The following is a 24,250-nucleotide window of genomic DNA, read 5'->3' as shown; positions in this document are numbered from 1 at the left end:
CTTCAGTCCTCACTGCCGGTTCCAGGGTCTTCATTATCGCCTTCACTGCGCTCAGCGAGAATCGTACCGACCTGGCGGCGCCGCCCCCTCGCCTCCTCCGCCTTGAGCTTCACACCCCCGATGGTGCCGATCGCACCGGGAAGGGGGACTCGTCCAATGGCTTTGGCGAGCAGGCCACCAACCGAGTCGACGTCCTCGTCCTCGAGCTCCATCCCCAGGAGTTCACCGAGCTCAGAGATCGGAAAACGCGTCGGCACCCGCCACAACCCATCTCCAAGATCCTCGGGTTCGAGGATCACACGATCATGCTCATCGGTGAGTTCACCGACGACCTCCTCAATGAGGTCCTCCAAGGTGACGAGGCCGGCGACGCCACCGTACTCGTCAATGACGATCGCCATGTGGAAGTGCTCAGCCTGCATGAGACGCAGCAGATCATCCGCGGGCTTCATCTCGACGGTGAACTCGACGGGGCGCATCATCTGTTCGGCGTTCTGATCAAGATCCGCACCATAAGTCTCAAGACGCTGAACAACATCCTTGAAATAGAGGATGCCGCGAATGTCGTCAACATCATCGCCTTCGACAGGAATTCGAGAAAAACCCGAGCGTACGAAAAGACGCAGGGCCTTGCGGGCCGAAAGGCTCGCGCGAGCGGTCACCATTTCGGTTCGCGGAACCATGACCTCGCGCACCAGGGTGTGCCCGAGGTCGAGGACGGAACGCAGCATTTGCCTGTCCTCCGCCTCGAAGCCCTCAGTCTCGCCGACCTGATCGACCATTTCACGAAGGTCATTCGCCATTGCGGCGCGCGCTTCAGCTTCGGTTTGAGTCGCCTGAGGCAGCTTGCCGCGAAGCATACGCACAAGGGGGTCGAGGACGTGGGTCGCGTTCACGAGACGTGTCGTAAGGGGCGCTCCGCGAAGTGCGATCCTCTCCGGCTTGCGAGCCCCCCACCGGCTCGGCAAGAGGGAGATGAACACGAAATGCAAGAAGGTGATGAACGAGAGAGCAAGGAGTCCCGTCGCCCACCAGGGCAAGCCGAGTCCTGCGAGCGCAAGAGTGAGGGACACTGAGAAAACGACCTGCCAGAAGGTGCGAAAGCCTCGCACGACGAGGGTCGTCCTCGTCCTTTGCTCAATGAGGGCAGAAAGGAGGAGCGCATGATGGGCCTCATCTTCGACGAGGTCCTCGACGGTCGCGAAGGAGAGTCGCTGGAAGGCAACATCGAGCGCCTGGAGGGTAGAGGCGATGGCTGCTGCGGCGACGCCGATAGCGAGGAGGGCGCCCGCGGGGATCCCCTCCCCCCAGGGGCTGGTCATCGGGTCGCGAGGAAGGTGAGGAGGAGGGTGCGCTGCAGGGCGAACATCTCCTTCTTCTCATCTTCTTCGGCGTGGTCGTAGCCGAGGAGGTGGAGCATCCCGTGGGTGGCGAGCATGAGCATCTCCTCCACGGTCGTGTGCCCCGCGTCCTTGGCCTGCTGCTCGGCGACCTGCGGGCAGATGCAGATGTCCCCGAGTGTGCCCGTTGGAGTGGGGCGATCGGCGGTCCCGGGGCGCAGCTCGTCCATGGGGAAGCTCATGACATCGGTCGGGCCGGGAAGGTCGAGCCAACGGATGTGGAGGTCTTCCATCGGTTTCGGGTCGATGAAGAGGATGTTCAGTTCGGCGTCTGTGGCGACGTGCATGTTCGTGAGGACGTGGTCGGCGAGGGCCGCGAATTCGGCTCCGTCGATCTCGTAGTCGGTTTCGTTGATGACCTCGGTCATCCTTGTCCCCCTTGGTGGCGATCCGTGCGGCGAAGTGTTCGGGAGCGGGACGTCAGGGCCCGTTTCTCCTCCATGCGGTCCTCCCAGCGGCCGTAGGCGTCGATGATTTCCCCCACGAGCTCATGGCGGACGACATCTGCGCTGGTGAGTCGGCAGAACTCGATGCCCTCGATCCCGTGGAGGATCTTCTCAATGGCGGCTAGGCCTGAGCGTCCCGAGCCCGGGAGGTCGACCTGGGAGGCGTCGCCTGTGACGACGATCTGCGAGTTGAAGCCCATTCGGGTGAGGAACATCTTCATCTGATTCGCTGTGGTGTTCTGCGCTTCGTCGAGAATGATGAAGGAGTCGTTGAGGGTGCGTCCGCGCATGTAAGCAAGTGGGGCGACCTCGATCGTTCCCGCGGCCATGAGTTTGGGGAGGACTTCAGGGTCAAGCATGTCCTGCAGGGCGTCGTAGAGGGGCCGCAGGTAGGGGTCGATCTTATCGGTCAAGGATCCGGGCAGGAAGCCGAGGTTTTCGCCCGCCTCGACCGCTGGACGGGTCAAGACGATGCGTTTGACTTCACCAGAGAGGAGACGCTGGACCGCCTGAGCCATTGCCAAGTAGGTCTTCCCCGTTCCGGCCGGGCCGATCCCGAAGACAATAGTTGATCGATCAATTGCTTCGACGTAGGCGCGTTGTCCTTCAGATTTCGGGCAGATCGAATGGCCCCGAACGGACAGGATCTCTTCTTTCGGGGAGGCCCTCAGTCCCATCTGTCCGAGAAGGGAGATCGCCCGGTCAACGGCCGGGGCTTCCAGGGGATGGCCTGTGCGGGCCAGGGCGATGAGTTCTTCGACGAGTTCAGCAGCGACCCCTGCTTCGGATGCAAGGCCGCTGATCGCGATGTCTCGTCCGATGACGTGAAAGGAGACTCTTGGGAAGCCTCGTTCGAGGGAGCGCAGGACCTGGTCGGCGGTTCCCAGCAGAAGAAGCGGATCGAGGTCGGCCGGGATCGTGATGTGGCGTGTCGTCGCGATGTCGCGCGGCGCGTCTTGATCAGTCACTGGCCCTCCGAAGTCTCGAGTACTCCCCTCAGTCTACGCAGCGAGGGCCTTCGGGGCTCCCTCAGCTTCATCTCTTCGCTGAGCAGCCTCCCCACCTTCTCCCTGCTTCTTCACCTTCTTCTTCATCTTCTTTCCCCGTTTCTAGTTCTTCCTATCGCAAGGAGTGGAGGGAGGGTTCGGGGGTTGAGCTACTCACGGGTTCTCCCCACTGTCGCAAGGATTGCGGCCATGAGGCGCATTGCGCCCTCGCAGATGGTGCGTTCTTCACGCTGTCGCAAGGATTGCGGACTGGGACGAGGACCTGGTGGATTCCTCTTAGAAGGTCGCGAGGAGATCAGCACCTGGGTAAGAGATCTGCCCCCTGAGAAGAGATCAACCTCTACGGTGCATTCCTCTACTGTGCAGTCCCGGCCTCGAGCGGCATCTCGATGAGGCGCTGAAGGATCGGCCCGTAGATCGCGATGACTTCATCATCGCTCAGGGCTGCGATCACCTCGATCCCCACAATGTAGCGGGCCATGATGAGACCGCCGACTTGTGAGCCGATGATCCCGGCGCGCAGGCGGGCCTGCTTCTCATCACCCCCGATGCGCTTGGCAACGGTTGTGAGAACGAACTCGACAAGGTAGTCCCTCAGCGCGCCGAGTTCGCGCTTCGGAGCGAGCATCGAGCGGATGAGCGCGCGATGGGCGATGCCCGCCGGAGAGTTCATGAGGCGGATGATCGTCTCGATGATGGCCTCCCCCAGTTCTTCGTCCGCTCGGCCCATCGCCTCGGCCGCCACATCTTCGGGGTCGAAGGGGATGCGGGTCGCCTCGAGGTAGAGGGCTTTCTTCGTCCCGAAGTAATGGTGGACGAGGGACTGGTCGACTCCTGCTGCAGCTGCGATCTGGCGAACTGAGGCCTGGGTGTAGCCAAGTTGAGCGAAAACGGCCTGGGCGGTGTTGAGGATTCTTTCGCGCGTGGCCTCGCCTTTGCTTCTTTTCATGCGCTTGTCCTTGGCATGGTGAGGGCGGCGAGGATGAGTGAGCCGATTCCCCAGGCGAGGACGATCGCGAGAGGCCCCCAGTAGTCGGAAGAGACTTCCGTCTGGGTTTTCACCGCCTCGATGGCTTTGACCCCGTAGGTGAGGGGGAGGAGCAGGGCGATCCGTTCAAGGATTCTCGGCAGGTGTTCCAGGGGCACGAGGAGCCCGCACAGGAACACCTGTGGCAACACGACGATGGGCATGAATTGAACGGCCTGGAACTCCGAGCGGGCAAATGCGCTGGTCATGAGTCCGAGAGATACGCCGACGACGGCGCATGCCGCAGCGTTGAGGACAACCCATCCGGGATTGCCCTGCGTTTGCACTCCGAGGAAGCAGTAGCCGACTGTGCATAGGATCGCCGCTTGGATCACTGCCACGACGACGAAGGCACTCGAATATCCGAAGAGGAGGTCCGCGCGGTGAAGATTCGTCGTCCACAGGCGTTCGAGTGTTCCGCTCGCCCTTTCACGCTGCATGGTGATCGAGGTGATGAGGAACATGAAGAACATGGGAAGGACGGCGAACATCGTGAGTGCAATCCCTGAGAAAAGACTTTGTGAACCGGGAATGAGCGGCATTTCGCTGTACATGTAGTAGAGCAGGGTCAAAAGGAGGGGCGGAGCCGCCATCATGAGGCCGATGGTGCGCTTATCGGCGAGCAGTTGCGCGAGGACTCTTCGACTCGTCGCCCACCAGGTGCGGGTGTTCATGCGCTGTCTCCTTTATTCTCCGCGTCGGCGCGAACGAGGGCGAGGAAGGCCGCGTCCGGGCTGCTCTTCTCCGTTTTCTTGAGGAGCTCATCGGGGGTCAAGATGTCGAGGATGCGCCCTTCGCGCATGAGGATCAGCCTGTCGCATCTCATCGCCTCGTCCATGACGTGACTGGAGATGATGAGGGTGTGCCCTTGGCGTGCGAGATCATCAAAAGCGTCCCACAGGGCTTCCCGGGTCAGAGGGTCGAGGCCGACGGTCGGTTCGTCGAGGACGAGGAGTTCGGGATCTGCGACGAGGGCGCAGGCGATCGAAGCGCGTGAGCGCTGTCCTCCCGACAGGCTGGAGACGAGTTGGCGGGAGCGCTTGGCCAATCCGACGAGTTCGATGACGGCTTGCGCTTCAGCGCGCCCAACCCCCATGAGGGTGGCGAAGTAGGTGACGTTGTCTAAGACACTGAGATCGGGGTACACGGCGGCGTCTTGGGAGACGTAACCGATTCTTGAGCGCAGGGAGCGGTCCCCCGCTCGGCGTCCGAAGACGGTGATGCTTCCAGAGTGGATGCGCTGGGCACCGATGATGGCGCGCATGAGGGTGGTCTTCCCGCAGCCCGATGGGCCGAGCAGTCCGAGGATCTCGCCTGCGTGGATTGTTGCGGTAATGGAGTTGAGGATGCGGGTCTTCGAGCGAATGATCTCGAGTTCGTGAATGTCCACTGCGGTGCGTGTCCGAGAACCTGCCATGTGTTCATCACACGATGAATTCATCATGCGATGAATTGTAGTGAGGCTCGATGCACCGGTCAACGCCCGCACATCCTTGTTTCTTCAGCCCCCTCCGGCACAAGTCGGACGATCACCCCCATCGCTTGCAGCCCCAGGATTGATGCGCCCCTCGCGTGAAGCTCGCTGACCAGCGGAAACCAATTCACGACTCACCGGTACCCGCATGCACCGTCCGACTTGTGCCACGAAAAGCGCCCCGCCCCGCTCCGGGTGACTGCCCGCCTCGGGTTACGCCCCCGCCCCGGGGTACTGTCCACCCCGGGTGAGTACCCGCTCCGGGGTACTCCTCGCCCCGGGGTACTGCCCGCTCCGGGTTACGCCCCCGCCCTCGGCACCGGTCATACTGAAGAGGTGAACCGCTTCGACGACGTCCTCGCCACCCCTCCCCCGCTCCCGGTCGTCGACGCACTCCCCCGCCTTAGCGACGCCGTCCGCCCGGGCCAGGCCCTCGTCCTCAGCGCTCCCCCGGGCTCCGGCAAGACCACCCTCTTGCCCCTCCTGCTCGCCTCGGCGACTCCCGCTCGGGTGCTCGTCACCCAGCCGCGCCGCATCGCGGTGCGCGCCGCCGCCCGCAGGCTTGCCTCCCTCCTGGGCACACGCCTCGGAGAAGAGATCGGTTACACGGTGCGTGGCGAGCGAATAGTCGGGCCCGAGACCCGCATCGAGGTGATGACGCCCGGGGTCCTCCTTCGTCGGCTCCAAGCCGATCCCTCACTCGAGGGCGTATCAGCGGTCATGCTCGACGAGTTCCACGAGCGCGCCATCGACACCGACCTCGCGCTCGCCTTCCTGCTCGACGTGCGCGCTGTCATGCGTGAGGACCTCCACCTCAGCCTCACCTCGGCGACCCTGGAGGCCGAACGCACGGCGCGCCTCCTGTCCACCGCCATTGACGAGGTCGAGACCCTCTCCGTTCCCGGCGCTCTCCACCCCCTTGAGTTGCACTACGCGCCAGCGCGCAGCGGCGCGCTGAACGCGAACGGGAACGGGCGCATCAGCGTCAACCGAGACTTCCTCGCCCACGTTGCCCGCACCGTCGAAGAGGCGCTTCACAGTGCGGCGGACGATGTCCTCGTCTTCGTCCCCGGGGCCCGGCAGATCGACGAGCTCGCCTCATTCCTCGGCGGATTCGGCCTTCACCTCATCGGCGGCGAACAGGTGGAGGTCCTCCCCCTCCACGCCTCCTTGCCCTCCACGGCCCAGGACCGGGTCATGAGCGGAGCCGAACAAGACCGGCCCCGCCGCATCATCGTGTCGACCGCAGTCGCCGAATCTTCCCTCACCGTCCCGGGTGTGAGAATCGTTGTCGACGCGGGACTGTCCCGGGAGGCGAGGCTGGATGCCGCCAGGCGCGCGAGCGGCCTCGTCACCGTTTCCGCTTCGAAGGCCCAGTTGGAGCAGCGCTCGGGACGCGCGGCCCGCCTCGGGCCCGGCCTCGCCATCCGATGCATGAGCGAGGTCGATTTCGCCAGGCGCACCGCCCAGCCGCTCCCCGAGATCGCGACTGCGGACCTCACGGACGCCGCCTTGCAAGCGCTCGTGTGGGACTCCCGTGGCCTCGACGGACTGCGACTCCTCGACGCCGCGCCCCGCGCCGCCCTGGACTCGGCTGTGACAACCCTGAGGATCCTCGGACTCGTCGACTCCGCGGGGGTGGTGACTCCCCTGGGGCGCTCCACCGCCGCTCTCCCCCTCGATCCTGCGCTCGGTGCGGCCCTACTCTCCCTCGCTCCGAGGATCGGGAAGGCTCGCTGCGCGCGGCTCATCGCCTTTCTCGGCGAGAATCCGCGGGTCCGGGACGCGGACGCCGCTGCCTTCGTCCAGAGCCTGCCGGGGACGGGTGATCGGGCATTCGTTGAGCGGGTGAAGACTCAGGCCCGCAGGCTCGAAGGGTTGTGTCCACCCCCGTCTACGGGCGCGGCATCCGGGCGCGAAGGAAGCGATGATACGCTCGGCGCTCCCTCGGAGGAGGAGGCTCTCGGCCTCGTCATCGCGAGCGCCCGCCCTTGGTGGATCGCCCGTAAGAGGCCCGGCGGAACCTCGTATCAGACGATCGACGGGCAGGGAACCTCCTTGCCCTCCCACTCCCCGTTGGAAGGATCCCCCTGGCTCGCCATCGCAGAGATCTCGCGCGAGGCGGGGCGCGCAGACGGGCTCATCCGCCTCGCAGTCCCCATCCGGGAGGAGGTCGCCCGCACAGCTGGCGGCGGTTTCCTTGCTGAGGAGTCCCGCTGTTCCTTCGAGGGAGGGCGTCTACGGGCGGTGCGCTTTACACGCTTGGGGGCGATCCTCTTGAACGAGGGGGTGGGGACGCAGCCGAGTGTCGAGGACGCGGCCCGCGCCCTCGATGAGCTCCTCACCTCACGCGGACTCGCCGCGCTGGATTGGTCTGAGGGAGCCTCCTCACTGCGAGAGCGCCTCTTAGCCCTCCATGAGGCTTGCTCAGAGCCCTGGCCGGATGTCTCCGACGCCCGTCTCATCTCCGATGCGCGCGAGTGGCTCGCCCTGGAACTCCCCCGCCTGGCGGGAGGTGCACCTCTGTCCTCGATGCGCTTGGAGGAAGCCCTGCGCGCCCTCGTTCCCTGGCCCCAGGCCGGAATGATCGACGAATGGGCTCCGAGGTCCATCGAGATCCCGACGGGCGCGAGGCGCCGCATCGACTGGTCGAGCGCACGGCCTGTCCTGTCATTGCGCGTCCAGGAGGCTTTCGGCTGGGTCGACTCTCCCGTCTTCGCTGGTGGGCGGCTCCCCCTCGTCCTCCATCTGACGGATCCGGCGGGAAGGCCCGCGGCCGTCACCTCGGATTTGAAGAGCTTTTGGGCCGGGCCCTACCGGGATGTGCGCGCCCAGTTGCGGGGGCGTTATCCGAAGCACCCCTGGCCGGAGAACCCCTTCAGTGAGAAGCCAACCTCGAGGGCGAAGCCGCGGCGCTGAACGGAGCTTCAGTCCTCCAAGGACTTTCCGCGGGCCTCATGTCCTCCAGGTACTCTTCTCAGGCCTTCCTGTTCCCCAGGGACTCTCCCCGGGCCTTCCTGTCCCCCAGGGTCTGGGGGAAGGCGAAGCTCGCGGGGTCCCTCCGAGGCGCCCCCTCTTCGGCGTGGAGCTCGTCGAAGGGAACGGGTGACGCGTCTCATCTGTCGGTCTTTCCGGGAATGCGTGGCGGGGATGCTTCGTTCAATTGGAGGCATCAGCCCAGCCTGAAGGGATCAGCCCCGGCGGCCTTCTTCTGAGGGCATGTTGTCTCCAGACGCTCTCGACGACGGTGGGACGCATCTCCTGAAAGCACCGAGAGAGGTATATGCCGCGCTCGATGCCGCGGGGTCTTCGCGCTTGGGAAACTGAAGGAGGGAATAGGCGGGGGTAGGAATGCCACCGCGTAAGCTCTTCATCGGTCCCGACCTGGACGGGTGCCACTTGTTGAGAATTTTCGAAACCGGGATATCAAGGATCACTACTCATGAGTTTCCACGCCTTCATTCAGAGGGTCTTCTTCAACACCTATGTCGACTGGCACATGAAGAACCCGAGCTTCGACCGGGACGGTTTTCACATCGTGGGAATCGATAACTCTGTGAAAGCCATGCGCGACGGCTATTTCACCTACACGCAGATCCGCCCACCCCGACCGATTCACGGCTGCACCTCGATAACGGCACGAGTTGCGGACGCTGAGGGGGTGACGAATCTCCACCTGAGGATTGCCGATACGACGTATCGCATCGCGAACGTGAGCTACGAGGAAACAACCCGGCTCTTGAGGGCTTTTGTGACGAAGTCTGTTCTCCCCGACCGCTCGCGATGGGTCGAGGTCCCAAGTGGTGAGGAGGAGAGGACTGCGCAGAGGTTCGCCGAATTGGTGGACCTCCTCTTGGGGGATCCTCAATCTGGACAGCGATTCCTCTCCACAGCACTGCCGAAGAACAGCGGGGACTTCGAGGAGGCATGGCTGGAGCTCAGCGAGGAGCTGATCGGATGCGGAAAGGCCGTGGAACTCGGTCTCAGGACCGAACGCGATGACTTCCTCGTCTCTGTCAAGGGTCTGCTCCCGGACTCCTTACCGAGGATCGACGAGAGCGCTTTGTCCGAGGACGCTTGCATCATGCAGTGGTGTGCTGCGATCAACTCCTCCTGGTCGGAGCATGTCCTTGCGGCGATGGACATCGGGAGCGACACCTACGTCATGCTCGTGCTCGACGCAGAAGAATTCGCCAGGGCGCGCAGACTCGCGAGGAGTGTTCTTCTCAGGATTGCGCCCGCTGAGCAAATGTGAGGCTCCTCGTTCCCGGGTTTCGTCCCGCTGCTGTTCGTCGGAGAGGAAGTGGTCTCTCAGGGCCTCGACATCGTATTCGCGCCACGAGTCGTCAACGCCCTCTCTCGTGGGAATGCTCCGCGTGGTGCTCGCGCCCGACCTTGTGCATGCGCTCCCTCGGCGAAGGTGTGGAATGAATCCCCAAGCGCTGAGCTCACGGCAATCCTGTAACGCGGAGACGCCGGGCTCGCCCAATGAATCCCCGCGCGTCGAAGCTCGCGGGGATGAAGCCAAGTTCCCCAATTTCCGGGGGTTCTTGGGTACCGAGCACTGGGCTCGCGGTGATGAAGCGCGGGTGAAGCGGCGAGCACGCCCCACCTCCACCGCGTTCAGTCGAGCCCGGGGTCGAGGGCGAGAAGGTCCTCGACCGTCTGGGGTCGCATGATCCATTCGGCGGCCCCGTCTTCAACGGCGATCACGCCGGGCTTCGTCAGCATGTTGTAGTTCGAAGCCATCGAATACCCGTAGGCGCCCGTCACGGGCACCGCAAGCAGGTCACCCGCGCGAACATCCGAGGGCAGATCGACATCCCATACGACGATGTCCCCGCTCTCGCAGTGCTTACCGACGACCCGTGACCGCACCAGCTCAGCATCGGAGACCCGGTTCGCGAGGGTCGCCGTATAGCGGGCCCCATACAGGGCCGGGCGAATGTTATCCGCCATTCCCCCATCGACCGCAACATAGCGGCGCGTAAATCCCTCGGCGAGATTCGCGTCCTTGACGGCGCCCACCCTGTAGAGCGTCACCGTGGAAGGGCCTGCGATTGACCGCCCCGGTTCGACCGATACCCGAGGAATCTTCATGTCGAGCCTGGTGCACGCCTCTCGAACGCTTCGCGCGATCTGACGGACGACCTCCACGGGAGGAGTTGGAGGCTCATCATCGCCCGTATAAGCCACACCAACACCTCCACCCAGGTCGATCTCCTCAACAGGGCGTCCGATCATCTCGGAAATCTTCTTCCCAAGAGAGCAGATGATTGAAGCGGCCTCTTCGAATGCGGCGGTCCCCTGAATCTGTGAGCCGATATGGCTGTGAAGTCCACGGAATTCGAGGTGGGGCGCAGCCTCGATCGCGGCGACGACCTCCTCGAGTTGACCATCGAAGGCACCAACACCGAACTTTTGATCCTCGTGCCCGGTCGAAATGTACTCGTTTCCTCCTGCGTGAACTCCCGTTTTCACGCGAATCATCACGCGGGCGCTCGTGTTGAGGCGCGCGGCGATTGCTTCGATTTGGGCGACCTCGGGCAGGGAGTCGACGAAAATTCTCTCGATCCCCTTGCCGCCTCCGGCGCGAAGGGCGAGCTCAATCTCGGAGTCGAGCTTATTGTTCCCGTGCAGGCCAATCCTTGAAGGCTCCACTCCCGAACGCACAGCCATGGTGAGTTCACCCAGTGAGGCCGTGTCGATCCCCATTCCGACCTCGCTCACGGTACGCACGACATCCGAGCACAGGAATGCCTTGCCCGCGTAGAAAGCATCGCCGCCGTTCATTCCGTAGCCGTCCCAGAACTCTTCGGCCATCGCGGTCGCCCAAATGTTCGCGCGTCCGCGAAGGTCTGCCCGGTCGAGGACGAAGAGGGGGGTGGCGAATTCTTGTGCGACTTCGCTCAGCGCGACGCCCCCGATTTCGAGGACTCCATCCTCTCGTCTGCGTGCACTCCAGGGCCACAGGTCCGGGCGTTCTTCAGGTTCTGGGCACAGGAGTTCTCCGAGCGGGCGAAAGTCCATGGAATCAAGGGCCTCGCTCATCGTCACATCCTCTCAGGGGCGCTGACCCCAAGAAGCCCAAGGCCCGTATGAAGAACCTGAGTCACGGCGTCGTTGAGCCACAGGCGAGCCACGTGTCCGGGCTCGACGGGGTCGTCTCCTCGGGGGGTCACACGGCACTGGCCGTACCAGGCGTGGTAGGCGGAGGCGAGCTGCTCGAGGTAGCGGGCGAGGCGATGTGGTTCTCTGAGTTCGGCGGCCTGGGCGACTTGGGCCGGGAAGCCCGCAAGAACTCCGAGGAGTTCAGCATCGGCCGGGGTGTCGAGGGCTGCGGGATCGAATCCGGCGTCGCGGTTCACGCCGTGCTCGGCGGCGTTGCGGGCGACGTTTCGGGTCCTGGCGTGCGCGTATTGGACGTAGTAGACGGGGTTCTCGTTCGTATGCGACGCGAGAAGGTCCAGGTCAATGTCAAGATTCGAGTCCATCGACACGCGGACGAGGGCGTATCTCGCGGCGTCAACACCGACCACGTCAACGAGGTCGTCGAGGGTGACGATCGTGCCAGCCCTCTTGGACATGCGCACAGGTGCACCGTTCTTGAGGAGATTGACCATCTGGCCGATGAGGATCTGCATGTTCACACCCGGCGTATCACCGAATGCCTGGCACATCGCCATCATGCGGCCGATGTATCCGTGATGGTCCGCGCCGAGCAGGTAGATCGCTGAATCAGCCCCGCGGTTCCTCTTATCGAGGTAGTAGGCGACGTCCCCAGCGAAGTAGGCGGCCTGCCCGTCCGATTTAATGAGGACGCGGTCCTTATCGTCCCCGTAGGAAGTGGTGCGCAACCACACGGCGCCGTCCTCGTCGAAGACTTCGCCGCGCTCGCGCAGGGTATCGATCGCGCGGGCGACCGCACCGGACTCGTGCAGGGAGTCCTCGTGGAAGAACACGTCGAACTCGGAGCGGAAATCGCGCAAGCGCTCTTTGATCTCGCCGAACATGAGTTCAACGCCTCGGGCTCTGAAGGCTTCGACGGCCTCGTCCTCGGGCAGGGTGATGGGGTCAGCCTCTCCCGCTTGGAGCGCATCGTGGCGGACCTTTTCAGCGATGTCGGCGATGTATTGGCCGCCGTATCCATCCTCGGGGGCTTCGCGTCCCATGGCGCGCGCATACAGCGACTTGGCGAAACGGTCAATCTGAGAGCCGTGATCGTTAAAGTAGTACTCGCGCGTGACCTTCGCACCCGAGGCCGTCATGAGGCGGGCGAGGGAATCACCGACTGCGGCCCAGCGGGCACCGCCCAGATGCACGGGGCCGGTCGGGTTGGCTGAAACGTACTCGAGGTTGATAGAGGTTCCGGCCAGGGAAGAGTTCGATCCGTACGAGTCTGCCGCTTGCACGATCGTTCGGGCGAGTTCGCCCGCGGAGGCTGCACCCAGACGAATGTTAATGAAACCGGGGCCGGCGATCTCAATGGAGTCGATGCCCTCGACCAGGCGCAGAGCTTCGGCGAGGATTTCAGCGAAGGCACGGGGGGCGAGGCCTGCGCGCTTGGCGAGCTGCATTGCGACATTGGTCGCCCAGTCGCCGTGGTCGCGGTTGCGGGGGCGCTCAACTTTGACGGTTTCAGGAACCGCTTCAGGGTCGAGGGCGAGGACGCCGGAGCCGATACTGTCGAGGAGTGCGCCGCGGATCGCGAGGGCAAGTTCTTCAGGAGTCACGCCCCTAAGCCTATGGCGTTGCCCGGCTATCGGGCCACCTGGCTCTTTCGAGGAAGTTCGAGCTTACGCGGACTCTTCTCACAGGTCACGATGGAAACGTTACCGGCGAGGGGATCGAGTGTGAGAAAAAAACTCTCCCACCCACTCAACTCAGCGCGAAATCGCACCATTTTCTTCGTCACCAAATCGTAATCTTCACAGCCTCTGTGGCCTTGCTCAAACCCCGATCAAACTCTTATAGTCCTCAGTACCGGAAACGTTACCGACACTTCTGAGCCGTTGACCGAATTCCGCAAAAATTCTCATCACCGCTCAAGCACTGGTGCGAGAGCACGCAACTGTCCAAAGGAGGACATCCCGCGATGTCGAAGTTCATCAAGATCGCAGCGACAACCGTAGCAGCAGCTGCGGCGCTGACCTCGCTGACCGCCTGCTCGTCCGGCGCCGACAAGGCAGCCGATGACAAGGGCTCCGTCTACTACCTCTCCTTCAAGCCCGAGCAGGACCAGATCTGGCAGGACGTCGCAAAGGCCTACACCGAAGAGACCGGTGTCGAGGTCAAGGTCGTCACCGCAGCCTCCGGCACCTACGAGCAGACCCTCAAGTCCGAGGTCGCTAAGTCGGATGCCCCGACCCTCTTCCAGATCAACGGCCCGGTCGGCCTGAAGAACTGGATCGACTACACGGCAGACCTTTCAGAGACCGACTTCTACAAGAATCTTCTCGATCCCTCCCTCGCCGTCACCAAGGACGGGAAGGTCTACGGCGTCCCCTACGTCGTCGAAGGCTACGGCATCATCTACAACCAGAAGATCATGGACAAGTACTTCGCCCTCGGCGGCGCGAAGGTGAAGTCCATGGACGAAATCACCAACTTCGACACCCTCAAGGCCGTCGCCGATGATATGCAGGCGAAGAAGGGCGAACTCGGCATCGAAGGCGTTTTCGCCTCCACTTCTCTCAAGCCGGGCGAGGACTGGCGTTGGCAGACCCACCTCGCCGACCTCCCGGTCTACTTCGAGTACCAGGATGCAAAGGTCGAGGATTCCGATGAACTGAAGTTCACCTACAACGAGCAGTTCAAGAACATCTTCGATCTGTACCTCACCGATTCGACGATCGACCCGAAGCTCGCCTCCTCCAAGGCCGTCACAGACTCCATGGCCGAGTTCGCCCTCGGCAAGGCCGCGATGGTCCAGAACGGCAACTGGGCTTTCGGTCAGATCTCCGAGGTCGCCGGCAACACCGTCGCCGCCGAAGACGTCAAGATGCTCCCGATCTACACCGGCCACAAGGGCGAGGAGAAGCAGGGCCTCAACATCGGCACTGAAAACTACTTCTCCATCAACTCCCAGGCCTCCGAGGCCGATCAGAAGGCTTCCATCGACTTCGTGAACTGGCTGGTCTCTTCCGAGAAGGGCAAGAAGTTGATGGTCGAGGACCTCGGCTTCATCCCGCCGTTCAACACCTTCACGGATGCCGAGCAGCCGAGCGACCCGCTCGCCCAGGAGATCGTCCGCTACATGTCCGACTCGGAGAAGAAGTCGATTCCGTGGGTCTTCACCACCTTCCCGAGCCAGACCTTCAAGGAAGACTTCGGCGCCGCCCTCTCCCAGTACGCCGCTGGCCAGATGGAATGGAATAAGGTCGTCGAGATCTTCACCACCGAGTGGAAGGCCGAGAAGGGCGCCTGATCGGTACCCCCCCTTCCATCCTCACAGCGGGGTGCACGTGACGCCCACCCGTGCACCCCGCTTCGCCCATCCACTCGCCTACAGGAGCCTCCAGCATGTTGAAGAGCCTCAAACGATTCGGGCCGATCTTCCTCGGCCCCACCCTCATCTCCTTCACCCTCGCTTTCCTCGCCCCCTTCGCGATCGGCCTGTACCTCTCCTTGTGCAAGTTCACGACCGTCACGAACGCCTCTTTCATCGGTATTCAGAACTACATCGACGCGTTCAGTGAAAGACAGGGCTTCGTCCACGCACTCCTCTTCACCGCAGCGATCACGATCGTTTCGGTGATCACCGTCAACATCTTCGCTTTCGCGATCGCCTACGTCCTGACCCGCAAACTCAAGGGCACGAACTTCTTCCGCACCGTGTTCTTCATGCCGAACCTCATCGGCGGCATCGTCTTGGGCTACACCTGGCAGACGATCATCAACGCGGTCCTCCTCCACTGGCAGACCACCCTCGTCACAGACGCAAAATACGGTTTCATCGGCATCATCGTCCTGCTGAATTGGCAGATGGTCGGCTACATGATGATCATCTACATCGCGGGCCTGCAGGCCGTTCCGAAGGATCTCATCGAGGCCGCAGAAATCGATGGCGCGGGCAAGTGGCTGATCCTGAGGAACGTCACCATCCCGATGGTGATGCCTTCGATTACGATCTGCTTGTTCCTCACCCTGTCGAATTCCTTCAAGCTCTTCGACCAGAACCTCGCGCTCACCAACGGCCAACCTCTCAATATGACCGAGATGGCCGCACTCAACATCGTGAACACCTTCTTCGCGCGCACTGGCTTTGAGGGCGTCGGTCAGGCCAAGGCAGTGATCTTCTTCCTGCTCGTCTCCCTCATCGCATTCATCCAGCTTCGCGCGACCCGAGGCAAGGAGGTCGAGGCATGAGCACCGATGCCCGCATTCCCCAGCAGTACAACCAGCCGAAGCACAATCCGCTTGGCAAAGCCATTCTCTACATCATCCTGTTCGCCCTCACCCTAGTGTTCATCGGCCCGCTCCTCTTCATCCTCAACAACTCCTTCAAGGGCCGTTTCTTCATCTCCGATGCTCCTTTCGCCCTTCCCCTGGGCGAATACTGGTCCGGCCTTGACAACTACTTCAGTGGTCTGAAGACGACGAACTTCTTCGTCGCGGCGGGCTGGTCTTTCTTCATCACGGTCGGTTCGGTCATCGTCATCGTCTTCTTCTGCGCGATGACGGCCTACTACATCACCCGCGTCAAGACCAAGTGGACGAACGCCCTCTACCTGCTCTTCGTCTTCTCAATGGTCGTGCCCTTCCAGATGGTCATGTTCCCGACCGTGAAGCTCGCCGACATCCTCAACCTCGACAACCCGCTCGGCATGATCCTGCTCTACCTCGGCTTCGGTTCGGGCCTGTCGGTCTTTATTTTCTCCGGCTTCGTCAAGTCGATCCCCATTGAGATCGAAGAGGCCTCCATGATTGACGGCTGCGGCCCGCTGCAGAACTACTTCCGCATCGTCATGCCAATGCTCAAACCCGTCATGATCACCGTCGCGATCCTCAACACGATGTGGGTGTGGAACGACTACCTCCTGCCCTACCTCGTGATCGGCCTGTCAACGCCATACAAGACGATCCCGGTCGTCGTCCAGCAGCTCGTTGGTTCTCACGGTTCCAACGACATGGGCGCGCTCATGGCCATGCTCGTCCTCGCAATCATCCCGATCGTGATCTTCTATCTCTTCAGCCAGAAGTACATCATTGAGGGCGTCGTCGCCGGCGCCGTCAAGGGCTGATCCTCCAGCGGTGCGCAGGGGCCCCAAAAGGGGCTCCTGCGCACCGCTTTTCAGTCACCGCATGCTTTCTGCCGCCGCATGATCGGAATTGAAAGAGGTTTCGCCATGGGAACTCGCGAAGGTCATGCTCGCCCCACCATCAAAGACATCGCCAAGGCCGCAGGGGTCGGTGTCGTCACCGTTTCCAGAGCACTGAACGACAAGCCTGAAGTCTCCGAAACGACGCGCGCAAAAGTCCTCGCCGTTGCCGAAAAGATGGGCTATCGACCCAACCGCCACGCCAGACTTCTCAAGCTCTCCCACAACCCCGCTGTCGCCCTCGTCGTGAAGGGCATTGACAACCTCTTCTTCCAGCAAATGCTCGACACGATGGAGACCCGGGTCCGCGAGCGCAACTATCTCCTCACCCTCGTGAAAGTGCCCCACTGGGCCGATGAGGTCGAAGAGGCCATCAAGTTCGTTGACGAAGAACTCATCGCAGGGGTGATCTTCCTCGGCGGTTCCTTCTCCCATGAAGCCTACGCATTCGAACGTCTTCACGCGCCCTTCGTCATGTCGACGGTTTCGCGCCTCAACAAGGTTCCCGATGCCCTCTACTCTTCGGTCTCAGTCGATGACGCCTTCGAAGCGGAAAAAGCTGTCCGTCATCTCATTGAACTCGGCCACACCAGAATCGCAGTTCTGGGCGTCCCCAGCACTGATGTGTCCGTAGGTGCTCAGCGCGTCACCGGATACCGTCATGCCCTCGCGCACGCGGGAATCCCCGTTGACGAAGACCTCATCCGATTCGAGGTTCTCGATCAAGGCAACCCCTATACCCTCCAATACGGCTATGAGCTCGCGAAAAAACTCCTCGCTGAACGACCCGAGGTCACCGCGATCTTCGCTATCGCGGATGTTCTCGCGATCGGTGCGATGCGAGCGATCCGCGAAGCGGGGCTGAAGGTCCCCGAGAACATCTCACTCGTCGGATTCGATGGTCTGCCCCTCGGTGATTTCATGGACCCGCAGCTCACGACCCTCGCCCAGCCTGCTCAGCAGATCGCCCGCCTCACCTGCGATCTTCTTTTCGACCAGATCGCCTCCGGCCCGAGCCGTCATGTTTTCGTCCCAGGTACACTCCACCGGGGCGGCTCAACCGGCCCCGTCCGTACCATTCGCTGAAGGAGCCCTTGTGAGTTCCCGTCTCGGCCCTGATTCCTCGATCCATCAGACCTTGTCGTGGATCGCCACCCTGATTCTTGCGAACCTTATTTTCGTCGGATTGGCGGTCCCCGTATTCACTGCGGGTCCGGGCCTGCTCGTGATGGCGCTCGTCTGCGCGCGTCTCATCGACTCTGAATCAACCGCGATTCTGCCTGCGCTCAGGTCCGCCCTGGGTGGCGCAGGAGTCGCCGCATCACTGCTCTTCCTCGGGGAAATCGCTTTTGCCCTGCTCTTGGGATGGGAGTGGATGGTCTTTTCTTCTCTCGCTGATCCGATTCTACGCTTCGTCGCTCAAGCGGTTCTCGTCTTCGTTGCGGTCCTTCTTCTTCTCTTGCACGTGTGGGTGTGGCCGATGATGGCGCAGCGCCTGCGTGAAAAGGGAAGGATCAGCGTCATAGAGCTCCCGATGCTCCTACGCGCAGCTCTCCTCGTGTCAATCGGGAAGCTGCCGCGCTCCATTCTTGCCATTGCCGTGGCGATCGGCCCCCTTGCCCTCGCCGCTGTATCCCTGCCGTGGTTGATCCGCGTGGGCTTTTGGTTCTTGCTCTTCGGGGTTGCCTTCTCAATGTACGTGTGCGTGCTCGCCACGCACCCCGTCCTCTTTTCCTCCGATTCTCGCACTCAGGATTGAGGGGTTCAGTGTCGAGGACCTCGCCGGGGCCGAACGCGGCGAGCACTCACATGCACTCACATGCGGCGAAAACTCACTTGCGGTGAGTCTCTTCGTACTCGTCCATGAGGCTGATGCGACGCTGGTGACGCTCATCCTGAGAGAAAGGCGTCTCCAAGAAGGCGTCCACCAGGGCGAAGCACTCTTCGACGCTGTGCTGGCGTGCGCCAATTGAAACGACGTTCGCATTGTTGTGCTCGCGTGCCAGGCGAGCGGTCGAGTCGTTCCACACGAGGGCGGCGCGAACCCCCTTCACGCGGTTTGCTGCCATCTGTTCGCCATTGCCTGAACCGCCGATGACAACACCGAGCGACCCCGGCTCGGCGACGACGGCCTCAGCGGCCTCCAGGCAGAAGGGAGGATAGTCGTCAAGAGTGTCGTATTCGTGAGCGCCGTGGTCTTCGACCTCGTATCCCTTCTCTTCAAGATGTTTGACGAGCTGTTCTTTCAGCTCGAAGCCGGCGTGATCGGTTCCAATATGAACTCGCATGGGGCCCTTCCTCGGGTATGAATGACGATCAACGTCACAAGTATGTCACCACATGCGAACGAAATTGGATTCACGGCCGTGCACACGAAGAAACACGCACCTTGAATTCTCCGGCTCCGTATTGAATCGACTTGCGGCCACGCGCACGTAGAAAAACGGCCCGGTGCAGCTCTTGCGCAGGGGATCGTATGCACCCGGCCGCGCATTCTCTTGTCATTCCCGTAGGAATCTCTTCGCCGAATATAAGGGGGAGCGAGGCGCCTCCCGAAGCGAGCATGCGCACGCGAGAAGAAAACCCTGAAGGCAGACACGAGGGGCGGGGGCTCACAGTGAAAGTGGAGCGCAGAAGGGCAGCCTGCGCTTGCTCACGGACAGAAGCGCAACAGCTTAGAGGACGTGGTCAAGCAGTGGTGCGAGTGGCTGATAGACTATCGACTCGTTAGCCCCGATAGCTCAGTGGATAGAGCGTTCGCCTCCGGAGCGAAAGGTCGCAGGTTCGAATCCTGTTCGGGGCACCACAAATCCCCAGCTCACCATTGCCCCTCGCTACTCACCACCGCTCAACGTGGCTGGTCATTGTGAATCCTCAGCTCACCATTGCCCCTCGCTACTTACCACCGCTCAATGTGGCTGAGCGCAACAGATCCCGGATTCGACACCGTCGGCTTCTATGCTTCACACTTCAACGCGGCGACTCGGATACTCTTTCAACCGCGAACCCAAGTCGTTCCCCCGCTCGAACCCAAGTCTCTCCAAGGTTTGAACTCGAAATACTCTTTCAGTCGTGAATGTGTTCTTCGAGATGGAGGATTCGAGGGGTGGAAGCAACTTTCCACTGAAAGTTCACAGGCTATTCTCCTAAGATTGCGTCACGAAGCATTCCCCCGAAAGAACAGGACAGCAATGACTTTCCCGTGGTGGTCGCTCCTCCCCTTCGTCGCGATGCTCGCAAGCATTGCCGTACTGCCGATCCTTCCCGCGACCGCTCACTGGTGGGAGAAACGCTCCAGTCAGCTCCTCGTCGCCCTCGTACTGGGAATCCCGACCTCCGTCTACATGTGGATGAAAGCTGGCAACGGAGCGCTCGTCGCAACCGGTGTCGAGTATGTTCAATTCATTGCCCTCCTCCTCTCACTCTTCGTCATCTCAGGTGGCATCCACCTCGAAGGTGATATCCAAGCAACCCCGAGGAACAACACGATCTTTCTAGCCATCGGTGGTCTACTCGCCTCCTTCATCGGAACAACAGGAGCGGCAATGCTCCTCATCCGCCCGCTCCTCGCGACGAACAAAGAGCGCGAGCACCGCGTTCACACCGTCCTCTTCACGATCTTCATCGTCGCGAACTGCGGAGGACTACTCACCCCCCTGGGCGATCCGCCACTCTTCCTCGGTTTCTTGCACGGAGTCCCCTTCACCTGGACCCTCGGCCTGTGGAAAGAATGGCTCTTCGTCCTCGTACTGCTCCTCGGCATCTACTACTCCATCGATTCGATCCGCTACGCGACCGAGTCGAAAGCCGCGATTGAGCGCGACACCACTGAGGTGACGCCTCTGAAGCTGCGTGGAACCTTCAATCTTCTCTTCTTCGCAATCGTCATCGTCTCCGTCGCCTTCATCCCCTCGTGGGATGGTGAACTCCTCGCAACCGGCGAAGCTCACGGCGCACAGCTTGTCCCCTGGCGAGAGCTCGTCATGCTCACGGCAGCAGCCGCTTCCTACTTCTTCGGCGACAAAACTGTCCGTTTCGAGGAGAACGCCTTCACCTGGGCACCGATAGCTGAGGTCGCAACTCTCTTCATCGGGATCTTCTCAACGATGGCGCCTGCATTGCGCTACCTCGAACAGGTCGCTCCTTCCCTTCCGCTCAACCGGATGACCTTCTTCCTCTTCTCTGGCTCACTCTCCTCAGTCCTGGACAACGCACCGACCTACATGACCTTCTTCGAAATGGCGAAGGCACTGGGCGGAGATGGAGTCCTCATCGCAGGAGTGCCCGAGTACTACCTCGTGCCCATTTCACTCGGCGCGGTCTTGTGCGGGGCGATCACCTACATCGGCAACGGCCCGAACTTCATGGTGAAGTCCGTGGCGGACGCCGATGGTGTGGCGATGCCGAGTTTTGGCGCCTACGTCGTCAAAGCCTTCGAGTACCTTGTGCCGACGCTGACGGCAATGGTTCTCCTTTTCCTCGCTGAGTCATTGCTCGCCCATCTGCTCGGTTTCGTGATCGTCGCTCTCCTCATCATCTTCGCCGTGCTTCGTATCCTTCGCGCCAGGAAGATCCTTGCCGAGGGCGAGACCTCCACATCCTGAAGGCAGGTGTCCTCAGGAGGATGCGGGACACAATGAGAAAACGTAGCTCCTTCCGCCAGGAGCGGGCTCAATCCCAGCTCACTCACACACAAACAGGCCCAGCTCACTCACACACAAACAGGGCAGAAGTACACCTCAGCACTCTTCCTCTTGTTCGCGCATCCCCACCCCCATGCCTCGTCCCTTTCCTCCATACCCACATTCCTTCCGCTCCTGTCTTTGATGGTGTTACGACCAGATCCTCACTGAAAATGATCGGCATCTCCGACTCCTGGAGGATGCTCAACCACCCCAACGACGATCTCAATGCATCCACCAGGCGGGAAACAACGCCAAAATTACGTTCGGGGGGCCACCACACCAACACCAAGACCCACTCAACCACCCCCATCATGATCTCGACGCAAGCACCAGGCGAGAGACAACACCAAAACCACCTTCAGGGGCCACCACACCAACACCAAGACCCACTCAACCACCCCCATCATGATCTCGACGGGGTCGCGCGGAGATTGAAGGGGTCGAGATCGTGTTGAGGGGGTCTGCGAGATTGTTCGCAAAACCTGCGCACCCCCACCAGACAGGACGCCCCACCCCACCAGGCAGGATGCTCCCGCGCCCAGGCAGGATGAGCAGGATACTCCCTCCCCCAAACCCCAGCGACACGCCAAATAAAACACACATCCCGTACCGCTCACCCACAAGGCCAGACAGTCTGCCCGGTAGCCCGTGGCAAGGAGCAGGGCGGAAGAATACGACCACGAATCTGTGAATAGCCATGCCATCCCCACAGTCGAGGACGTTCCGACCGCCTGGACGAGCTGACCAAGAAAGAGACCATGCCATCCCCAGAGCCGAGGACGTTCCCCCCCTGGATCGTGTGCTCGATGACGACGCCGGAGGCCCTCCCCGCAGCCAAGGACCTCCCCTGCGAAACGCAAACAACTATCCGCCAGGGATCAGCCCCGCCCCCGCAGCCGAGGATCAACCTTCACTCAGGATACTTCCCGATCGGAGAGGAGCGTTTTTGTGCGCTCGAGTGTGCTGCTGCCGCCCTCGCCGACACCACCCTCGCGGGAGCAATTCTCTTTCTCGGGTGCGCTCCCCCGTGTTCGCCTTCAGTCTCTCGCGAGTTGGCCGCGCGCACCCGGAGCCGGTGGCGCCTCCCACATTCCGCGCTCAGCCAGGAAATCCCTGACGAAGCGCGGACGGTTCGTCACGATCCCGTCAACACCGAGCTCAATGAGGGACAGAATCTCCTCAGGTTCGTCAACGGTCCACACGTGCACCGCGAGACCGGCAGTATGCGCGGCAGCAACGAAACGACGATCCACGACCCTCAGAGGCCCGTAAGAAATCGGGACTTGAGCAGCAAAAACACCTTGATGCGGGCCCGGGATCCGCCACAGGCGCGGCTTGCTCGCGGTCTTCGCTGCGGCTACGAGGCGCGTCACCGCACTCATGCCGATCGAAGTTGAGACCCGTCCCGCCGCCCGGGCCCGGATCCAGCGGAGTCGAGACTCGGAGAAAGACGCCAAGACAACACGATCGAAAGCGTTCGCATCGGCAATGATCTCCACAAGGGGACCTTCAACGCCATCGACTTTCGCATCAATGTTGAAATACATGTCCGGGAAGGCGTCAAGAGCCTCTTCTAGGAGGATCATGTGCGCGCCATGAGAGTCCTCGAGCTTCGACAGCTCGCGCCACGTCAAGTCTGCGATCCGGCCGACCCCGTTAAAGCACCGATCCACCGTCGGGTCATGGCTGATGACGACACGCCCATCGGCGCTCAGGTGCACATCCGTTTCAATATGACGCACCCCCAGTGTCCTGGCATTGTCGAAAGCCTCATAGGAGTTCTCCGACGCGACCTCGTCCCCACCCCGATGGGCAAGGATGATCGGTCCGAGACGAGACGACATGGGAATCATCAGCAGTTCCTCTGTCCAATGTAAAGCGCTCCGGCGTTCGCCATCCATTCTTGTGGATCCACCGGCTTGTCAGTGGAATCGCGAATCTCGAAATGCAGATGTGGTCCTGTCGACCAGCCATTCGAGCCGACCGCTCCGATCTCCTGACCGGCTTCAACCTTTTCCCCGGTCGTGACGCGAATCTTGTTCATGTACTGGTGAAGGTATGCGGAGTAGAAGACCGTGCCATCAACTCCGGTGTGCTTGATCTTCACATACGCCCCCGAATGGGAGTTCTCTGCGACTTCAACGACCTCACCGGCATAGATGGAGTAGAGCGGAGTGTCCATTGGAGCGGCCATATCAACCCCCTCGTGAACGAGGACCTGACCGGACACGGGGTTCACGCGCGTCCCGAAGGGAGAAGTGACCTCGTAGGTTCCCTCCATGAGGGGCCAGTAGATCGTCATCGGATTCACGTCGAGGCTGCGCTCACCGCTGCCGGAGACATCCGAAGGCAGGCAGGTCGTAAGAGTGAGAGGCGTGCGGACACGGGTACGCGAGGCCGCGGTCTGAGATCCAGAAAGAGGAGTCGCGGTCTGAGGTGAGATCTGTGTGGCCCATGATGTGGCCTGAGCGTGATAGCCGAGGCTTCTGGTAGGAAACTCGACAGAGCATTCAGCACCGAGAGTTCCCGACAGGGGAAGTGCGACTGTCATCGCACTCAAAGCCGCGAGAACACTGATTCTCACAGCACCGCGCCTGAGGGATCTTGGCGTATGCGAGGAAGGAATGGGGGCGTCTTGAGCGGTCCTCGCATGAATCTGGCGACGAGACGGGTACGGGCATTCAGAAGGCAGATCTGACAAGCCGGTTTCCTCCACATCGACGTATCGGCCAAAAGCGGTTGACAACTCCTCAAAACTACCGCTTCTGCGCCCTTCTTAGCCAGAGCTTCAAGTGCTTCGGGGGACGGATCTCACAGACTCACCTTCACCCCCGCGAAAACGGATCTCTCAGACTCACCTTCACCCCCGCGAAAAGCGGGCTCTCACTGC

Annotated in this window: 19 protein-coding genes and 1 tRNA gene; 9 read left to right on the top strand and 11 right to left on the bottom strand. The window is 61.6% G+C overall.

The window, feature by feature from the left end; all coding sequences use genetic code 11:
* Positions 1 to 2: 2 nt before the first annotated feature.
* The 6 genes from FFA61_RS02695 to FFA61_RS02670 all read right to left on the bottom strand — a co-directional run bounded on the left by FFA61_RS02695 (position 3) and on the right by FFA61_RS02670 (position 5,324).
* On the bottom strand, positions 3 to 1,322 hold the full coding sequence (locus FFA61_RS02695; protein ID WP_005961869.1) for a hemolysin family protein: 1,320 nt from the start codon (positions 1,320 to 1,322) through the stop codon (positions 3 to 5).
* Positions 1,319 to 1,768, bottom strand: coding sequence for an rRNA maturation RNase YbeY (gene ybeY / locus FFA61_RS02690; protein WP_005961871.1), 450 nt, complete (start codon positions 1,766 to 1,768; stop codon positions 1,319 to 1,321). The genes FFA61_RS02695 and ybeY overlap by 4 nt, the downstream gene beginning before the upstream one ends.
* Positions 1,765 to 2,814 carry a PhoH family protein gene (locus FFA61_RS02685; RefSeq protein WP_005961873.1) on the bottom strand — a complete coding sequence of 350 codons (1,050 nt, stop codon included), beginning with the start codon at positions 2,812 to 2,814 and terminating at the stop codon, positions 1,765 to 1,767. The genes ybeY and FFA61_RS02685 overlap by 4 nt, the downstream gene beginning before the upstream one ends.
* Before the next feature lie 394 nt (positions 2,815 to 3,208).
* Positions 3,209 to 3,802, bottom strand: coding sequence for a TetR/AcrR family transcriptional regulator (locus FFA61_RS02680; RefSeq protein ID WP_005961875.1), 594 nt, complete (start codon positions 3,800 to 3,802; stop codon positions 3,209 to 3,211).
* Positions 3,799 to 4,554 carry an ABC transporter permease gene (locus FFA61_RS02675; RefSeq protein ID WP_005961877.1) on the bottom strand — a complete coding sequence of 252 codons (756 nt, stop codon included), beginning with the start codon at positions 4,552 to 4,554 and terminating at the stop codon, positions 3,799 to 3,801. The genes FFA61_RS02680 and FFA61_RS02675 overlap by 4 nt, the downstream gene beginning before the upstream one ends.
* Entirely contained in the window at positions 4,551 to 5,324 is a 774-nt protein-coding gene (locus tag FFA61_RS02670; RefSeq protein WP_040313498.1) for an ABC transporter ATP-binding protein, read from the bottom strand. Before FFA61_RS02670 ends, FFA61_RS02675 begins: the two co-directional genes overlap by 4 nt.
* 225 nt (positions 5,325 to 5,549) lie before the next feature.
* Between FFA61_RS02670 and hrpB the strand changes: the two genes are divergently transcribed.
* Positions 5,550 to 8,273 (top strand): ATP-dependent helicase HrpB, encoded by a 2,724-nt coding sequence (gene hrpB / locus FFA61_RS02665; protein ID WP_242600859.1) that lies wholly within the window; start codon positions 5,550 to 5,552, stop codon positions 8,271 to 8,273.
* 523 nt (positions 8,274 to 8,796) lie between these two features.
* Positions 8,797 to 9,609: a DUF6630 family protein gene (locus FFA61_RS02660; protein ID WP_005961884.1), complete on the top strand. Its 813-nt coding sequence runs from the start codon at positions 8,797 to 8,799 to the stop codon at positions 9,607 to 9,609.
* 368 nt (positions 9,610 to 9,977) lie between these two features.
* On the opposite strand, the gene lysA is transcribed toward FFA61_RS02660, so the two are convergent.
* Both lysA and argS read right to left on the bottom strand, forming a co-directional pair.
* Positions 9,978 to 11,405: a diaminopimelate decarboxylase gene (gene lysA / locus FFA61_RS02655; protein WP_005961888.1), complete on the bottom strand. Its 1,428-nt coding sequence runs from the start codon at positions 11,403 to 11,405 to the stop codon at positions 9,978 to 9,980.
* Between the two features lie 2 nt (positions 11,406 to 11,407).
* A complete protein-coding gene (argS, locus tag FFA61_RS02650; RefSeq protein WP_005961890.1) occupies positions 11,408 to 13,087 on the bottom strand; it encodes an arginine--tRNA ligase in 1,680 nt (559 codons plus the stop codon).
* Between the two features lie 362 nt (positions 13,088 to 13,449).
* Here argS and FFA61_RS02645 point away from each other — a divergent pair, with 362 nt between their 5' ends.
* The 5 genes from FFA61_RS02645 (at position 13,450) to FFA61_RS02625 (ending at position 18,434) form a co-directional block, all read left to right on the top strand.
* The gene (locus FFA61_RS02645) at positions 13,450 to 14,781 is read left to right on the top strand and encodes an ABC transporter substrate-binding protein (RefSeq protein ID WP_005961894.1); all 1,332 of its coding nucleotides are present in this window, start codon (positions 13,450 to 13,452) and stop codon (positions 14,779 to 14,781) included.
* Between the two features lie 95 nt (positions 14,782 to 14,876).
* Positions 14,877 to 15,722 carry a carbohydrate ABC transporter permease gene (locus tag FFA61_RS02640; protein WP_005961896.1) on the top strand — a complete coding sequence of 282 codons (846 nt, stop codon included), beginning with the start codon at positions 14,877 to 14,879 and terminating at the stop codon, positions 15,720 to 15,722.
* Complete coding sequence (locus FFA61_RS02635; RefSeq protein WP_005961898.1) at positions 15,719 to 16,597, top strand: carbohydrate ABC transporter permease; 879 nt, start codon at positions 15,719 to 15,721, stop codon at positions 16,595 to 16,597. Before FFA61_RS02640 ends, FFA61_RS02635 begins: the two co-directional genes overlap by 4 nt.
* Before the next feature lie 105 nt (positions 16,598 to 16,702).
* Positions 16,703 to 17,761 (top strand): LacI family DNA-binding transcriptional regulator, encoded by a 1,059-nt coding sequence (locus tag FFA61_RS02630; RefSeq protein WP_040313500.1) that lies wholly within the window; start codon positions 16,703 to 16,705, stop codon positions 17,759 to 17,761.
* A 10-nt stretch (positions 17,762 to 17,771) separates the two neighbouring features.
* Entirely contained in the window at positions 17,772 to 18,434 is a 663-nt protein-coding gene (locus FFA61_RS02625) for a YesL family protein (RefSeq protein WP_005961902.1), read from the top strand.
* Positions 18,435 to 18,507: 73 nt separating this feature from the next.
* On the opposite strand, the gene FFA61_RS02620 is transcribed toward FFA61_RS02625, so the two are convergent.
* On the bottom strand, positions 18,508 to 18,963 hold the full coding sequence (locus FFA61_RS02620; RefSeq protein WP_005961905.1) for a ribose-5-phosphate isomerase: 456 nt from the start codon (positions 18,961 to 18,963) through the stop codon (positions 18,508 to 18,510).
* A gap of 442 nt (positions 18,964 to 19,405) precedes the next feature.
* Between FFA61_RS02620 and FFA61_RS02615 the strand changes: the two genes are divergently transcribed.
* Both FFA61_RS02615 and FFA61_RS02610 read left to right on the top strand, forming a co-directional pair.
* A tRNA-Arg gene (locus tag FFA61_RS02615) sits at positions 19,406 to 19,481 on the top strand.
* A 385-nt stretch (positions 19,482 to 19,866) separates the two neighbouring features.
* Complete coding sequence (locus FFA61_RS02610) at positions 19,867 to 21,279, top strand: sodium:proton antiporter (protein ID WP_040313501.1); 1,413 nt, start codon at positions 19,867 to 19,869, stop codon at positions 21,277 to 21,279.
* Positions 21,280 to 22,397: 1,118 nt separating this feature from the next.
* On the opposite strand, the gene FFA61_RS02605 is transcribed toward FFA61_RS02610, so the two are convergent.
* Together FFA61_RS02605 and FFA61_RS02600 are read right to left on the bottom strand one after the other, a co-directional pair.
* A complete protein-coding gene (locus tag FFA61_RS02605) occupies positions 22,398 to 23,213 on the bottom strand; it encodes a glycerophosphodiester phosphodiesterase family protein (RefSeq protein ID WP_005961911.1) in 816 nt (271 codons plus the stop codon).
* Positions 23,213 to 24,106 (bottom strand): M23 family metallopeptidase, encoded by an 894-nt coding sequence (locus FFA61_RS02600; protein WP_242600860.1) that lies wholly within the window; start codon positions 24,104 to 24,106, stop codon positions 23,213 to 23,215. The genes FFA61_RS02605 and FFA61_RS02600 overlap by 1 nt, the downstream gene beginning before the upstream one ends.
* Positions 24,107 to 24,250 lie beyond the last annotated feature (144 nt).

The organism is Schaalia cardiffensis F0333 (assembly GCF_005886435.1).
In the GTDB taxonomy this organism is placed as follows: Bacteria; Actinomycetota; Actinomycetes; order Actinomycetales; family Actinomycetaceae; genus Pauljensenia; species Pauljensenia cardiffensis.
This window is presented reverse-complemented; position numbering and strand designations above follow the sequence as displayed.